Raw genomic sequence first — 14,416 nt, 5'->3', positions numbered from 1 at the left:
GTTAAAATATAAAATCAATATTTTTAAAATAAAAAATAAAGGGTCTTGTGATATATTAAAGAACTGTGATTAAAAAATAGATTAAAGAAAAATATTAATAAATAGTGTCTTGAAATATAGATTATCTAGGAGGAAAAATAGTGGGTAACATCGCTTGTAGGAACGCAGAGGTCGGGGGACTGATATGAAAAACACGTTAAATGGTGTAAAAATAAAAATAGTGGCTTTGGGAAAAACAGGAAGTAATGTAATAAATAAAATGATATTAAATAACATTGTAAAGGCTGATTTTATAACGATAGATACGGAAAAGCTGAATTTAGACAGTTCAAAAGCTCCCAAAAAAATATTTGTGTCGTCAATAACTTCATTTGAAGCGATGGAGGATTTAAGAAAACAAACAGAAAAAGAATTTCAAAATGCAGATATGGTGTTTATAATAGCTGAAATGGGAGAAAAAACAGGAACGCTACTTTCATCAGCTGTGGCAGAAATTGCGAAATCTATGAATATACTAACGGTTGCAATAGTATCAAAGCCTTTTGATTTTGAAGACCTGAATAAAATAAAACTTGCTAAAAAGGGGAAGGAAAGATTAAAACATTTCGCTGATACAATAATAGTTATTCCATATCAAAGATTGAATGATTTATACATAAATCTTCCAATGGCAAATATCTATGAAAAAGGAGAAAAAGCCTTTGTAACAATTGTAAAGGGAATACTGGACTTAATAAAAAAACAGGGAATTGTAAATTTGGACTTTGCAGACATTAAGTCTATATTGCAAAATTCAGGCAAAACAGTATTGGGCTTTGGAAAAGCAGACGGAGAGGACAGAGTAAAAAAAGCAGTAGAACAGGCACTAAATACCCCACTTCTAGATCGTTCAATAAAAGGAGCAGGAAAAATACTAATGAATATAACCTCAGGAAATGACATACGCCTAGAAGAAATCAGCCAAATCGTCACAGCAGTAGCCAAAAGTTCCGAAAATCCAGCCTTATTTCTCGCATGGGGAACAGTCTTTGAAGAAACTAAATTTGAAAATCCTGAAGATTTTGAACAAAAAGGGAGCTATGTAAAAGTATATTTGATTGCAACAGATTTTTGCGATTAATAAAAATAATTTAAAAATTTATAAATAAAAAAAGAAAAACTATTAACTAATCAATTAGATATGATATAATTACATTGAAAGAAAAAGTTTAAAAACAGGTGTTCCGCTACCTTAAAATGAAGGACAGATAAAAACAGGTGTTGCACTGCCTTAAAATGAAGCAACTTTAAATGCAACTGTAAAAAATTTAGAGAGCTTTTAATTTGAACAAAAAAATAGAAGCTGAACTCAAAATTTTAACCATTTTGAGACAGCCCCTTTAAATAAAGAACAATTTTCTAACCTTGTTCAATATAGGAAAAACTATGAAAATTATTATGGAAAAGAAGTGGAGAGATAAAAAGCTATAAGCGTTGCTTACATTTATTAAAAAGACTTGACACAATTCGTTTACAATGGTATACTTATTTTGAGCATGTTCGTTTACATCTGTAGACAACTAGGAGAAAGGAGAATGAGCACAATAGAATTTAATACTCATATTACAGATGCAGAATGGGAAGTCATGCGTGTAGTTTGGGCAAATGATCGAGTAACTAGTAAAAAAATCATTTCCGTATTGAAAGAAAAAATGGATTGGACACAATCCACTATCAAAACGATCTTAGGTCGATTAGTTGAAAAAGGCGTACTAAATACAGAGCAAGAAGGTAGAAAGTTTATTTACACTGCCAATATTGAAGAGAAAGAAGCTGTAAGGGATTATGTAGAAGATATTTTTAACCGTATTTGCAATAAGAAAGTCGGAAATGTAATAGGAAGCATCATTGAAGATCATGTTTTAAGCTTCGATGATATAGATCGACTAGAAAAAATATTAGAGATGAAAAAATCTTTCGCATTAGAAGAAGTGGATTGCAATTGTCCAGAAGGACAATGTGAATGTCATTTACATCATCATTAAGTATAAGGAGGAATTTAAAATGAATAATGACAACAGATATTCGTCTCATAATCACCATGATTATGACGACATGGATAAGTTAAAACACGAGCATGGAATCACAGATGAACATGGAGACCATAAGGATAAAAATCAAGAACATCATGCTGGGCATGATCACAGCGGGCACAGTGGGCATGCCCACCATCATCACGGAAGCTTTAAGGAACTTTTCTTAAAGTCATTGCCACTAGGAATCATTATTATGCTCTTAGTCCCTTTGCATGGATTTGAACTACCATTCCAGTTTACTTTTCCATATTCTGATATTGTAGTAGCTATTTTATCTACTATATTAATTATTTATGGTGGACGTCCATTCTATCAAGGTGCAGTTGACGAATTTAAACAAAAAAAACCTGGAATGATGGCACTCGTTTCTTTAGGTTTAAGTGTTTCATATTTATACAGTATTTATGCTGTGATCATTACCTACGTAACGGGTGAACACGTGATGGACTTTTTCTTTGAATTTGCTTCATTACTATTAATCATGCTATTAGGTCACTGGATTGAGATGAAAGCTATTGGAGAAGCAGGAGACGCACAAGCAGAATTGGCTAAGTTAGTGCCGAAAGATGCTCACGTTGTATTAGAAGACGATTCAATTGAAACACGACCAGTTGCTGACTTAAAGGTAGGTGATTTAATTCGTGTTCAAGCCGGAGAAAATGTGCCAGCAGACGGGATTATCGAGCGTGGCGAATCACGTTTAAATGAAGCTCTTTTGACTGGAGAATCAAAAGCAGTTAAAAAAGGCCCTGGCGATGAAGTAATCGGGGGCTCAACAAATGGAGAAGGGGTACTTTATATTAAAGTGCTTGAGACAGGTGATCAATCCTTTATCTCTCAAGTACAGACTTTAATTAGCCAAGCTCAAAGTCAGCCTTCCAGGGCAGAAAGTATTGCGCAAAAGGTTGCAGGGTGGCTCTTCTATATTGCTGTTATTGTCGCGCTAATTGCTTTTGTAGTGTGGATGATTATTGGAGATATCCCAACGGCAGTTATATTTACTATTACTACATTAGTTATTGCTTGTCCGCACGCATTGGGTCTGGCTATTCCATTGGTAACCGCCCGTAGCACAAGCTTAGGAGCTAGCCGTGGCTTACTAGTAAAAGACCGCCAAGCCTTAGAAATAGCTCAAGATGCAGATGTGATGATTTTAGATAAAACGGGTACTTTAACAACTGGTGAATTTAAAGTATTAGATGTAAAACTTCTTAATGACAAATATACAAAAGAGGAAATCATTGCCTTATTGGCAGGTATTGAAGGAGGATCTAGCCACCCAATTGCTCAATCAATTATAAGTTTCGCCGAGCAGCAAAATATACGTCCAGCATCTTTTGATTCGATTGATGTGATTTCCGGTTCTGGAGTAGAGGGTAAAGCAGGTGGGCACCGTTACCAATTAATCAGTCAAAAAGCCTATGGACGTAATCTTGATATGGATACTCCAAAAGGAGCAACTCTTAGTGTCTTAGTAGAAAACGATGATGCCATTGGTGCTGTAGCTTTAGGGGACGAATTAAAACCAACGAGTAAAGAGTTAATTAAAGCTCTTAAAAAGAACAATATTCGACCAATTATGGCAACAGGTGATAATGAAAAAGCGGCTCAAGGCGCGGCAGTAGATTTAGGGATTGAATATAGATCAAATCAATCTCCACAAGACAAATATGAGTTAGTTAAAACACTTAAAGATGAAGGAAAGAAAGTTATCATGGTAGGTGATGGTGTAAATGATGCTCCTTCTCTTGCCTTAGCAGATGTTGGTATAGCTATAGGTGCTGGAACTCAAGTTGCGTTGGATTCAGCTGATGTCATATTGACTCAATCCGATCCAGGAGATATTGAATCATTCATTGAATTAGCACACAAAACAACTCGTAAAATGAAACAAAACCTATTTTGGGGAGCTGGTTATAACTTTATAGCTATCCCTCTAGCTGCAGGAATTTTGGCTCCTATTGGTATCACATTAAGCCCTGCATTAGGAGCAATCCTAATGTCTGTGTCAACAGTCATCGTCGCCATTAATGCTATGTTATTAAGTTTAGATCCAAAAAATAACGGTTAACAGATCGAATGATTGAAACTCCTTAAAGTATCAAGATACAATAGTTTTACAGGAGAAAAAGAGATGTAAGTACTGGCTCTTTGTAAAATCGTGTTGGTAGAAGTAGACGATTTTTCTACCAACACGATTTTTAATTTATTATAGAACTGATTTCTTTTAAAATCCTAAAAGCCACCTATTTCGACAGTTTTATAGCTTGTTATTCTATTTTCTTGACAATAATACTACCGTCTCCACATGGCTTGAGTGGTCAGTATGGATAAAATTTAATATTTTAAGGAAGCCTCGTATTTGGGAATATGTCCATTCATTACTTTATTATAAACCACTCTAAATATCTTTTGTCGTTCCCCATCTTGCTGATCCATACTCTTTACCTTGCCTAAACTTTTTTGCATTTTTACCTTTGGTATAGACAACAAACTTAATTAAAGCAGCTACTCCCACGCCCATTAAAATATCAGTTGGATGAATACTCGGAATAAAGCTCATGGTGTTAAGCTCTAATATTCCCTGAAAGATTTTGTCTATCACATCGCCACCAGTATATGCTCTTACACGGTGAGAAAAAATATTACCAACATAGAAAAATGCAAGATAGGGAATGTTCTGCTTGAAAAACTTTGCCTTATCTTGCACCTTAAATAAGCCTTTGATGTCCTTTAGTATCTTATCTATCATAGGCCCTGCTCCTTTTGTTTATTCTTGACTTTATCTCTAGAAATAGTATTCTTAGCCATCTCTTTAAATTTCTCTATGTTTTTATGAATTGACTCCTTATTTTTCTCTTTCTTTTCAATATTTGAAAGCACATTTTGAAAAGCTTTATTCATAACTTTTGTATCTTTTGCTTGGAAGAATACAGCATGTGTACCTGTTTCCTTATCTTGCATCACTGAGAATTTAACACCATGTTTATTCAATTCTTTTTTTAGTTCTTTTAATTCACCATCTTTAACATTGATTTCTTCAAGCTGACCTTTCTTAACCATATCTTTGAGTTTTACTTCATTTCCCTCCGCCTTGATAAGTTTATCTAAGCCACCATGTTGTTTTGATCTCTGTTGTAACTTCTTTACTTGGCTTAAGATTTCTTGATAAGTTGCCTTTAATACATTAACTTCAATGTTAACTACTCTATTAGAAATTTCTTCATTTATCATCAGTAACCTCCTACCCTCATATCATAACTAACAAGTGCTGTATAATAGGCATCCATATTGCTTGGCGCATTATATGCTGCCGTTAAAATAAAAGCTCTTACATTTCTTATTTTCGATTCGTTCTCTGATAAAGCATTTACAAGATACTCCATATGCAAAGAATCTAATTCTCTAAATCTCTCTTGAACAACATATGCTGGTAATTTTGTTTGATTTATTGTGACTGTATCTTCTGCATTCAATACCATAACATCAGCTAAAACTTTTATTATTTCATCAAAGGTTTTAGCAACAATCTTATTACCTAGCTTCATGTGTTCGTTATATCCTGTACTTTCTCTTAATTCTTCTAAACAAGATTTATATGATTTTATTTTTTTACGTCCATCCTCCATTCCATCCCTTAAATAAAATATATCTTTTTCATAGATGGGTAGGTGGGAGGAATTCTCTGTAGAAATATATATAGAATATATTTGGTAAAAATATGTTAAAATCTGGAAAAAGAAAACTTTATATATAAAGGAGAAAAATATGGACGGTGTTGGAATAAAAGTTGTCGGAATCGGTACAGTGGGAAATGATATCTTGAATAAGATGATGAAAAAAGAGATTGCGGAAGTTGAATTTGTGGGAATTGATGCAAATCAAGGGAATTTGGATAAACTGAATGTAGGATCAAAAATATTGGTTTCTGAAGATTTAAGTGAAAAAGTGAAGAGTGCATTCAAAAATACTAATTTAGTATTTATTTTGACAGAAATGTCTGAAAAGAAGAATAACGAGATAGCTTGCATTGTTTCAGAAGTTGCAAAAACAATGGGAATATTGACAGTGGTTGTAGTTGCTACATCAATTAATTCAAATGGAGTAACTGAAGAAATCAAGAAATTAGAAGAAGTTTCTGATACTGCTATAGTTTTGCCTCTTAAAAAATTAGTGGAAGCAGATTCTAGTGCAACTTTTGATAAATTATTTGAAAAAAGAGATGAAATTTTTATAAAAAATATAGAATTTATAACAAATCTAATAAAAAAACAAGGGATAGTGAATCTTGATTTTGATGATGTAAAAATAATGCTAGGAAATTCAGGGGAAGGTGTAATGGTATTTGGTAAAGGTGAAGGGCAGGATAAGGTAAAACTTGCTACAGAACAAATAATAAACAGCCCTTTTATAAAAAATCTTCCAAAAGCGAGAAAGATACTGTTAAGCATTACAGCAGGAGCAGATATTGGATTAACAGATTTACAGGAAGTAACTATGATTATAAATGAAAAATTTGGAGCAGATCAAATAAATATACTATGGGGATACATTATGGATGTTGAGCTTGAAGATAAAATTGAAGTGGAAATGCTGATAACAGATTTAAAGGAATTACTTTAACATACGATGTAAAAAATAAAGATGATGTAGATAAAATTGTTGAATTTGTAAAAAAAGCAGGAGTGACGATTGCAAAAGAACCTCAAGATGTATTTTGGGGTGGATATCATGCGTATTTTTGTAATTTAGACGGGATATTATTGGGAAGTGGCTTTGGAACCAGATTTTAAATTTGATGAAAATGGATTATTACAATTTTAGTAAATATATTCTAATTTGTAAAATAGATAAAAATTTTATAAATGTTAGAAGAAGTAAAAGCAGTAAGCTTATGCTTCTTTTTCTTTTTTGATAAAAAAATTGTGAGAATATGCTTAAAACTTCTTAAAATACAATTGTTGAAATTAGAAAAAATAAAAGTTGAAAAAAAATAGAAAAATTTTCTTTTTTTGAAAAAAATGTGGTATAATTTGATGTATGCTCAAACTTTTTTAAAATTAAATAAACTTAGGGATTGAGTAAATTATGAATTAAATACGTTATAATTATAAATAGATAAATATATTGGAGAGAAAATTGGAAAAAAGTTTTAAGGATAATTTGCTGACTGCTGATAAAATGAGAAATGAAATAGTGAGATTGCAGAAGGCTGGGAAAAAGGTAGTTTTTACTAACGGAGTTTTTGATATCCTGCATATTGGGCATTTGACTTATCTAGAGGAAGCCAGAAATTTAGGGGATGTTTTGGTTGTCGGTGTAAATAGCGATGCTTCGGTTAAAGTGAACAAAGGAGATAAAAGACCGATAAATAGTGAAACAAATAGAGCTTTTGTGCTTTTGGGTACGAAATTTGTGGATTATACGGTGATTTTTGATGAAAAGACACCAGAAAAACTGCTAGATATTTTAAAGCCAGATATTCACGTAAAAGGTGGAGATTACAAAAAAGAAGACTTGCCAGAAACAAAAATTGTTGAAAAAAATGGCGGAGAAGTAAAGATTTTATCCTTTGTGGATAATATTTCCACAACTGAAATTATTAATAAAATTATTGAAGTGTATAAATAAAGGATATTTTTATTTTTAAGTTTTTCTTTTTTATGTAAAAGGAAACATTTACTATTAACTTTAAAATCATAACATTTTTTTAATAAAAATAATAAGCAAAATTTCGTTAAAGAAAAAATAACTGTTTGAGATTTTGGAATAAATTTTAGATTGTATCTTGTTATTCGCGTTAAAATAAACTTAATTCAAAATCGAGTTTTATTTTTTCTTTATAAGAAAGTTTTGCGTAAAGCGGGGTAGTTCGTAGAACGTTTCGCCATTATCTCTAAATAGTAACCAGTTATACATGTTAAAATAACTGCTATTGCGAAAAAGGGCATGGCGTTTGATGCCCTTACGTTAAAAAGACAAATAAAAATTATAAAAAAATAATTTATAATATAAAAATCAAAAAATTTTAGTTAAACATAAAATAAAATTTAGAAATAGGAAAAATTATGAAAAGTGAAGTATTAACATTCGATAAGATAGATAAATTAGCAAAAAATTTAGCAGAAAAATTAAAAAATGGAGGCTGTCTGGGGCTTATTGGAGATTTGGGAGCTGGGAAGACTACGTTTACTAAAAAAATTTGTGAATGTTATAATATTACAGAAAATGTGAAAAGTCCGACATTTACTTATGTTATTGAGTATACTTCTGGAGATTTGCCTGTATACCATTTTGATGTTTACAGAATTAATGATTCTGAAGAGATTTATGAGATTGGATTTGAGGATTATATTGGGGAAGATGGAAGTGTTGTGATTATTGAGTGGGCGGATAAAATTTTGGATGAGATGCCTGAAGATGCTGTGTTTGTTGAGATAAATCATTATTCGGATGAAGCTCGAGAAGTCGCAGTTTATACGCTTTTGGATGGAGAAAAAGTAGATTTTGAAATTGAATAATTCTTATAATAAAATTGTTTATATTAAAGAAAAGTTTGAATTTTAAAAATAAAAAAATATGTAACAAGGGATCAAGACCTCTTGTCAGAAATTAAAAAAATAAAAAATGGAGAAAAGATATGTTGACATTTGCGATGACGACTACGACTAAGCTGGCTGGATTATCGCTTTATAAAAAGGATAAACTTTTAGGGGAAATTCATGTGGAAATGGCAAAGACCCATTCTACCACGATTTTAGAGCAAATTGACAGTCTTCTGAAATGGACTGGGAAAAAGCTGGATGAAATTGAAAATGTGATTGTTTCGATTGGACCAGGTTCGTTTACTGGTGTTCGGATAGCAATTTCAGTTGTTAAGGGGCTTTTTTTTGGAAAAAATGTGAATTTTTATGAAGTGAATGAATTGGATGCGCTTGGATATCAAGGATACTATAATTTGAAGATAAATTTGGAAAATGATGAGAATGTGAAAATATATTCGCTGATTGATTCTCGGAAGGAAAAAATTTATTCCTCAGCTTATGAAATTTTTTGTGAGAAAGCTGCAAACAAGCTGGAATTAGTGAAAAATTATGAAGTTACAAAACTGGATAATGTAATTGAGGAAATAATTGAAAATAAACAAAATGGAGAAAATAATAAAAAAATTTATTTGATTGGAGATGCGGTTTTTAATTATAAGGTTAAAATATTGGATAAATTGGGAAATTTTGTAAAAATATTTGAGGATAAGAATTTGGCAATTAATACGATGACTTATGTGCAAATGTTTTTGGATAAAAATTTGCGAAACGATGATGTTTTAGGAAAAAATATTGTGAAAAAAACTGATATCTTTAATTTAAAGCCAGATTATCTGGAAAAATCACAGGCGGAAAGGGATAAAAAATAATGCTGAAAAATTTTTTTAAATTTGGAAAAAAGAAAAAAGGTAAGGAAGAGCAAAAAAGCGAGCTTGAAAATCAACTGGATAAAGAAATTCAGGAAAGCGAAGATGAAATACAAAAAATAAAAAAAGAAACAGAAAAAGAAATAAAAAAAGCAGCTGATGAAATTTTAAAAAAAGATAATAAAATTAGCGAGAATTCTAAAGTTGAAAATGGAAATGTTGAAAGTAAATTAGATGAGAGTAACTTTGAAAAAAGAGAAAAAACTAAGAAAAAGCCTAAATTAAAGCCATTAAAAGATAGGCTGGCAACACCTAAAAAGGGATTTTTTGGAAAACTAAAAGAAGCGCTTTTGGGAAAAACAATAGATGATGATTTGTATGAAGAATTGGAAGAATTGCTGATTCAATCGGATATTGGGATGAATATGACAATGCAGCTTGTGGAAGAGCTGGAAAAATCGGTTTCACGAAAAAAATTGAAAACATCTGAGCAAATTTATGATGAATTAAAGGAATTACTGAAGGCTAAACTTGTTTATAGCGATGAAAGTAACACAAAATTGAAATTGCAGGATGGAAAGCTGAACATTCTTTTAATTGTTGGTGTAAATGGAGTCGGAAAGACTACGTCCATTGGTAAAATTGCAAAAAAATTGAAGGATAGTGGAAAAAAGGTTATCATTGGGGCTGGAGATACGTTTAGAGCAGCTGCGATTGAGCAAGTTGAGGAGTGGGGGAAACGGACTGGCGTGGAAGTTATAAAACAGGCTCATGGAAGCGATCCTGCCGCTGTAATTTTTGATACTGTGAAAACTGCAAAAAATCGTGGATTTGATGTGGCGATACTGGATACGGCTGGAAGACTTCACAATAAACGTGATTTGATGAAAGAGCTTGAAAAAATAAATAAAATCATACGTGAGCAGTCTGGAGAAACGGACTTTGAAACTTTACTTGTAATTGACAGCACAACTGGGCAGAATGGTTTGGAGCAGGCTAGAATATTCAATGAAATTGTAGATTTGACAGGAATTATTTTAACTAAATTTGATGGAACGGCAAAAGGTGGAATTATTTTTCCAATTACAGAAGAGCTGAAAAAGCCAATCAAATTTATAGGTGTCGGGGAAGGAATTGAGGATTTGCGGGAATTTGATACAAAGGAATTTGTTGAAGCTATGTTTGATTAATAAAAAAATTGAGAAAGGAAAATGAATTTATGAATACATTGACAAATGAATTAAAGGAAAGAGCTAAAAAGCTGAACAAAACTATTATTTTACCTGAAACAGAAGATGAAAGAGTCTTACGGGCAACTGAAAAAATCATTAATGAAGGAATTGCAAAAATTGCTTTAGTTGGAAATGAAAAGGAAATAAAAGAAAGAGCGGCTAAAATTGGTGTTTCATTGGAGGGTGCGATATTTTATAATCCTGATTCTTGTGCAACAATTGATGCTATGTCAGAACTTTTGAAAAAAAGAAGAGAAAAAAAAGGAATGACATTTGAAACTGCAAAAGCGATACTTATGTCAGATCCAAGATATTTTGCAGCAATGCTTGTGCATCAAGGCAGAGTTGATGGAATGGTGGCAGGTTCATCTTCACCAACAGCACACGTTTTAAGAGCGGCAATTCACATAATTGGACCAAGAGAAGGATTAAAAACAGTATCAAGTTCTTTTGTTATGATAACAAATACGCCTGAATTTGGAGATAACGGAACATTTGTATATTCAGATGGTGGAGTAATCCCTGATCCTACAGCAATGCAGCTAGCTGATATTGCAATTTCTGCAGCTGAAAAAGCTAGATTTACAGCTGGAATAAAAGAACCTAAAGTGGCATTCTTATCATTTTCCACAAAGGGAAGTGCAGATGGAGTGTCTGTAAGTAAAGTTAGGGAAGCAATTGAAATCTTGAAAGTTAGAAACGTTGATTTTGACTTTGATGGGGAATTACAGCTGGATGCGGCAATTGTGCCAGAAGTGGCTGCTGCAAAAGCTCCCAACTCAAAAGTAGCAGGACAGGCGAATGTATTAATTTTCCCTGATTTGGATTCAGGGAATATTGGTTATAAATTAACGCAAAGATTAGCAAAGGCAAAGGCATTGGGACCATTAATCCAAGGATTGGCAAAACCAGTTCACGATTTGTCAAGAGGATGCAGCGTGGAAGATATTGTGGAAGTTGTGGCGATTACAGCTGTGGAATCTGAAATGTAAAAAATCAATAAAAATTAAATTTATACTATTGTAATTAAAAGATTTACACTCAATTGTAAAAGCAAAATCATTAAAAGTTAAGCAGTAACATACTTAATATTAACAAAGGGTCAAGACCCCTTATCAAAAAAATAAAAAGTAAAAACATAAATTTGGAGGAGAAAATGAAAGTTTTAGTAATAAATTGTGGAAGTTCATCTGCGAAATTTGAACTTATTGATATGACTAATGAACAGTCGCTAGCTAAGGGGAATTGTGAGAGGATAGGAATTACAAATCCAATTTTTAGTTATAAGAATTTAATAACAGGAGAAAAAATTAGTGAATTGGAAACTCCTATGGAAAATCATACGGTTGCAGTGGAATTGATATTAAAGACACTTCAAGATGAAAAAATTGGAGTAATATCTAGCACAGATGAAATTGACTCGATAGGGCATAGAATTGTCCATGGTGGAGAATATTATGAAAAATCTGTACTTGTCGATGATGAAGTTATAAAAAATCTTGAAGAAATCGCTCCACTTGCACCTTTACACAACCCAGCTCATATAATGGGAATAAAAGTTATCCAAAAATTGCTTCCTGGAAAGAAAAATGTGGTGGTATTTGATACTGCATTTCATCAAACAATGCCAGCAAAAGCATACATGTATCCTTATCCCTATGAAGACTACACAGAATTAAAAGTGAGAAAGTATGGTTTTCATGGGACTTCTCACAGATATGTAAGTGAAGTGGCACAAGAAATGTTAGGTAAAAAAGATTCAAAAATTATAGTTTGTCATCTTGGAAATGGTGCGAGCATTTCAGCGGTTCAAAATGGTAAAGTTGTAGATACATCAATGGGAATGACACCACTTGCAGGAGTTATGATGGGAACTAGAACTGGAGATGTAGATCCTGCTTCTGTTATTTATATTATGAGAAAAAGAGGATTATCCCTAGATGAAATGAATAATAGAATGAATAAGAAATCTGGAATTTTAGGAATGATTGGAACTAGTTCGGATTTCCGTGATTTAGATGCGGCTAAAAAGGCTGGAGATGAAAAGGCTATTTTAGCTTATGACATGTTCTGCTACAGAATACAGCTTTATATCGGAGCTTATGTTGCGGCAATGAACGGTGTTGATGCTATTGCCTTTACTGGTGGAATTGGAGAAAATTCTATTGGAGCTAAAAAACAAATTTGTGAAGGGCTTTCATTTTTTGGAATTGAGCTGGATGAAGAAAAAAATTCAAAAAGATTGCCAGGAAATGTAGAGTTATCTACAGAAAATTCAAAAGTTAAAGTTTATAAGATTGAAACAGCTGAAGAACTTGTAATTGCAAGAGATACTTATAAATTGACAAAATAAAAAAAATATTATCAGAATTTTATAGATTTTTAAGAATGATTAAAGAAAGGGGAAAAATATGGCAACATTAAACATAGTTTATTATACAGGTACTGGGAATACTGAAGAAATAGCAAAATATATTGGTGAAGGTGCAGAAAAAGCTGGGGCTACTGTAAAGCTTATAAATGTGGAAGAAGCTAATGAGAGTACAGTAGATGCTGATTTTATTGCATTTGGATCACCTGCAGTTGGAGCAGAGGAAATTGCGCCAGAAATGGTGGAATTTTTTGAAGGAATAAAGGATAAAATTGTTGGTAAAACAGTTGGGCTGTTTGGTTCTTATGACTGGGGACAAGGTGGATGGATGGACACTTGGCATGAAGAGATCATAAATGAAGGACTTTCGGTTGTGAATGACGGGCTTATTATTCATTTGGCCGTTGATGATGATGAAAAAATTGAAAAATGTAAGGAATATGGAAGAGCAATAGTTGGTTAAGTAAATTGGAGGGAAAATTGGAAAATTTGTTAATCCAGCTTGCCATAATGGTTTTTGTTGGAATACTCATAGGATGGTTTACAAATTATTTGGCTATAAAATTGTTATTTAGGCCCTATAAGGAAGTAAACTTCCTATTTTTCAAAATACAGGGATTAATTCCCAAAAATAGAGATAAAATTTCAGAAAATATAGCAGAAACGATAGAAAAGGAGCTTATTTCTGTTAAATATATTACTGAAAAGCTAAAAGACAACGATGTTATAAATGATGAAGTTTTAGATAAATTGTTGGATAAAATTATAGGAGAAAAACTGAAAAAAAGCATATTCGAAAAAAATCCACTATTAAAAATGTTTTTAAACGATTCAGTAATTGAAAAAATAAAAGCGTATTTTAAAAAGGCAATTTTAGAAAATAAAGAGGAAATAGTGGAGGAGATCGTAAAAATTGCGGAAGACAAAATTGACTTTAAGGAAATTATGCTTGAAAAAATGAAAAATTTCTCATTAGAAGAAATGGAAAGAATAATTTTGTCTGTATCTAAAAATGAATTAAAGCATATTGAAATTATTGGTGGAGTATTGGGAGGGATAATCGCATTATTTCAGTTTTTTATAATGTTATTATTAAAACAGATATAAAATTTTTAACGTAAGGGCATCAATCGCCATGCCCTTACAACCCGGCTTATGCAAAACTTTCTTATAAAAGAAAAATAGAACTCGCTTTTGAATAAAGATAATTTCTAATATGAATAATTTTATTTAATTTAAAATTTATTCCAAAAGCTCAAACAGCTATTTTTCTTCTAACGAAATTTTGCTTGATAATTTTTTTAATAAAATAACTATTATAATTAAA

Annotated in this window: 16 protein-coding genes; 13 read left to right on the top strand and 3 right to left on the bottom strand. The window is 32.0% G+C overall.

Going from position 1 to position 14,416, the window contains the following annotated elements; translation table 11 throughout:
- Window positions 1-184: 184 nt before the first annotated feature.
- The 3 genes from F1564_RS09220 to F1564_RS09210 all read left to right on the top strand — a co-directional run bounded on the left by F1564_RS09220 (window position 185) and on the right by F1564_RS09210 (window position 4,146).
- Window positions 185-1,120 carry a cell division protein FtsZ gene (locus F1564_RS09220; RefSeq protein WP_018451028.1) on the top strand — a complete coding sequence of 312 codons (936 nt, stop codon included), beginning with the start codon at window positions 185-187 and terminating at the stop codon, window positions 1,118-1,120.
- Between the two features lie 454 nt (window positions 1,121-1,574).
- The gene (locus tag F1564_RS09215) at window positions 1,575-2,024 is read left to right on the top strand and encodes a CopY/TcrY family copper transport repressor (protein WP_018451027.1); all 450 of its coding nucleotides are present in this window, start codon (window positions 1,575-1,577) and stop codon (window positions 2,022-2,024) included.
- 19 nt (window positions 2,025-2,043) lie between these two features.
- Complete coding sequence (locus F1564_RS09210) at window positions 2,044-4,146, top strand: heavy metal translocating P-type ATPase (protein ID WP_018451026.1); 2,103 nt, start codon at window positions 2,044-2,046, stop codon at window positions 4,144-4,146.
- A 330-nt stretch (window positions 4,147-4,476) separates the two neighbouring features.
- Here the strand turns inward: F1564_RS09210 and F1564_RS09205 are convergent, their stop codons facing one another.
- From F1564_RS09205 to F1564_RS09195, 3 genes are read right to left on the bottom strand one after another with little or no spacing between them, the layout of a single operon-like run.
- Window positions 4,477-4,827, bottom strand: a complete 351-nt coding sequence (locus F1564_RS09205; protein WP_018451025.1) for a hypothetical protein — start codon at window positions 4,825-4,827, stop codon at window positions 4,477-4,479.
- Complete coding sequence (locus F1564_RS09200; protein WP_018451024.1) at window positions 4,824-5,309, bottom strand: PcfB family protein; 486 nt, start codon at window positions 5,307-5,309, stop codon at window positions 4,824-4,826. Before F1564_RS09200 ends, F1564_RS09205 begins: the two co-directional genes overlap by 4 nt.
- Window positions 5,309-5,704, bottom strand: a complete 396-nt coding sequence (locus tag F1564_RS09195; RefSeq protein ID WP_018451023.1) for a DUF6017 domain-containing protein — start codon at window positions 5,702-5,704, stop codon at window positions 5,309-5,311. The genes F1564_RS09200 and F1564_RS09195 overlap by 1 nt, the downstream gene beginning before the upstream one ends.
- Window positions 5,705-5,843: 139 nt before the next feature.
- Here F1564_RS09195 and F1564_RS09190 point away from each other — a divergent pair, with 139 nt between their 5' ends.
- The 10 genes from F1564_RS09190 (at window position 5,844) to F1564_RS09145 (ending at window position 14,196) form a co-directional block, all read left to right on the top strand.
- The gene (locus tag F1564_RS09190; RefSeq protein ID WP_018451022.1) at window positions 5,844-6,698 is read left to right on the top strand and encodes an FtsZ/tubulin family protein; all 855 of its coding nucleotides are present in this window, start codon (window positions 5,844-5,846) and stop codon (window positions 6,696-6,698) included.
- Between the two features lie 62 nt (window positions 6,699-6,760).
- Window positions 6,761-6,868 carry a hypothetical protein gene (locus F1564_RS10590; RefSeq protein ID WP_332102998.1) on the top strand — a complete coding sequence of 36 codons (108 nt, stop codon included), beginning with the start codon at window positions 6,761-6,763 and terminating at the stop codon, window positions 6,866-6,868.
- Window positions 6,869-7,256: 388 nt separating this feature from the next.
- A complete protein-coding gene (gene rfaE2 / locus F1564_RS09180; RefSeq protein WP_040505665.1) occupies window positions 7,257-7,706 on the top strand; it encodes a D-glycero-beta-D-manno-heptose 1-phosphate adenylyltransferase in 450 nt (149 codons plus the stop codon).
- Between the two features lie 437 nt (window positions 7,707-8,143).
- The gene (gene tsaE / locus F1564_RS09175) at window positions 8,144-8,596 is read left to right on the top strand and encodes a tRNA (adenosine(37)-N6)-threonylcarbamoyltransferase complex ATPase subunit type 1 TsaE (RefSeq protein ID WP_018451019.1); all 453 of its coding nucleotides are present in this window, start codon (window positions 8,144-8,146) and stop codon (window positions 8,594-8,596) included.
- Between the two features lie 119 nt (window positions 8,597-8,715).
- A complete protein-coding gene (gene tsaB / locus F1564_RS09170; protein WP_018451018.1) occupies window positions 8,716-9,489 on the top strand; it encodes a tRNA (adenosine(37)-N6)-threonylcarbamoyltransferase complex dimerization subunit type 1 TsaB in 774 nt (257 codons plus the stop codon).
- Window positions 9,489-10,676 carry a signal recognition particle-docking protein FtsY gene (ftsY, locus tag F1564_RS09165; protein ID WP_018451017.1) on the top strand — a complete coding sequence of 396 codons (1,188 nt, stop codon included), beginning with the start codon at window positions 9,489-9,491 and terminating at the stop codon, window positions 10,674-10,676. The genes tsaB and ftsY overlap by 1 nt, the downstream gene beginning before the upstream one ends.
- A gap of 29 nt (window positions 10,677-10,705) precedes the next feature.
- Window positions 10,706-11,710, top strand: coding sequence for a phosphate acetyltransferase (gene pta / locus F1564_RS09160; protein ID WP_018451016.1), 1,005 nt, complete (start codon window positions 10,706-10,708; stop codon window positions 11,708-11,710).
- 164 nt (window positions 11,711-11,874) lie between these two features.
- Window positions 11,875-13,071 (top strand): acetate/propionate family kinase, encoded by a 1,197-nt coding sequence (locus tag F1564_RS09155; protein ID WP_018451015.1) that lies wholly within the window; start codon window positions 11,875-11,877, stop codon window positions 13,069-13,071.
- Between the two features lie 58 nt (window positions 13,072-13,129).
- Window positions 13,130-13,552 carry a flavodoxin gene (locus tag F1564_RS09150; protein WP_018451014.1) on the top strand — a complete coding sequence of 141 codons (423 nt, stop codon included), beginning with the start codon at window positions 13,130-13,132 and terminating at the stop codon, window positions 13,550-13,552.
- A gap of 17 nt (window positions 13,553-13,569) precedes the next feature.
- Window positions 13,570-14,196: a DUF445 domain-containing protein gene (locus F1564_RS09145; RefSeq protein ID WP_018451013.1), complete on the top strand. Its 627-nt coding sequence runs from the start codon at window positions 13,570-13,572 to the stop codon at window positions 14,194-14,196.
- Window positions 14,197-14,416: the final 220 nt, after the last annotated feature.

This window comes from Leptotrichia shahii (assembly GCF_008327825.1).
Taxonomy (GTDB): Bacteria; Fusobacteriota; Fusobacteriia; order Fusobacteriales; family Leptotrichiaceae; genus Leptotrichia; species Leptotrichia shahii.
Note: the sequence above shows the minus strand (reverse complement) of the source record. Positions and strands in the feature narration are given on the sequence as shown.

Excerpts from the sequence above, each read along its gene's own strand:
- F1564_RS09220 (WP_018451028.1), top strand. The coding sequence starts at position 185 with ATGAAAAACACGTTAAATGGTGTAAAAATAAAAATAGTGGCTTTGGGA.
- F1564_RS09215 (WP_018451027.1), top strand. The coding sequence starts at position 1,575 with ATGAGCACAATAGAATTTAATACTCATATTACAGATGCAGAATGGGAA.
- F1564_RS09210 (WP_018451026.1), top strand. The coding sequence starts at position 2,044 with ATGAATAATGACAACAGATATTCGTCTCATAATCACCATGATTATGAC.
- F1564_RS09205 (WP_018451025.1), bottom strand. The coding sequence starts at position 4,827 with ATGATAGATAAGATACTAAAGGACATCAAAGGCTTATTTAAGGTGCAA.
- F1564_RS09200 (WP_018451024.1), bottom strand. The coding sequence starts at position 5,309 with ATGATAAATGAAGAAATTTCTAATAGAGTAGTTAACATTGAAGTTAAT.
- F1564_RS09195 (WP_018451023.1), bottom strand. The coding sequence starts at position 5,704 with ATGGAGGATGGACGTAAAAAAATAAAATCATATAAATCTTGTTTAGAA.
- F1564_RS09190 (WP_018451022.1), top strand. The coding sequence starts at position 5,844 with ATGGACGGTGTTGGAATAAAAGTTGTCGGAATCGGTACAGTGGGAAAT.
- rfaE2 (WP_040505665.1), top strand. The coding sequence starts at position 7,257 with ATGAGAAATGAAATAGTGAGATTGCAGAAGGCTGGGAAAAAGGTAGTT.
- tsaE (WP_018451019.1), top strand. The coding sequence starts at position 8,144 with ATGAAAAGTGAAGTATTAACATTCGATAAGATAGATAAATTAGCAAAA.
- tsaB (WP_018451018.1), top strand. The coding sequence starts at position 8,716 with ATGTTGACATTTGCGATGACGACTACGACTAAGCTGGCTGGATTATCG.
- ftsY (WP_018451017.1), top strand. The coding sequence starts at position 9,489 with ATGCTGAAAAATTTTTTTAAATTTGGAAAAAAGAAAAAAGGTAAGGAA.
- pta (WP_018451016.1), top strand. The coding sequence starts at position 10,706 with ATGAATACATTGACAAATGAATTAAAGGAAAGAGCTAAAAAGCTGAAC.
- F1564_RS09155 (WP_018451015.1), top strand. The coding sequence starts at position 11,875 with ATGAAAGTTTTAGTAATAAATTGTGGAAGTTCATCTGCGAAATTTGAA.
- F1564_RS09150 (WP_018451014.1), top strand. The coding sequence starts at position 13,130 with ATGGCAACATTAAACATAGTTTATTATACAGGTACTGGGAATACTGAA.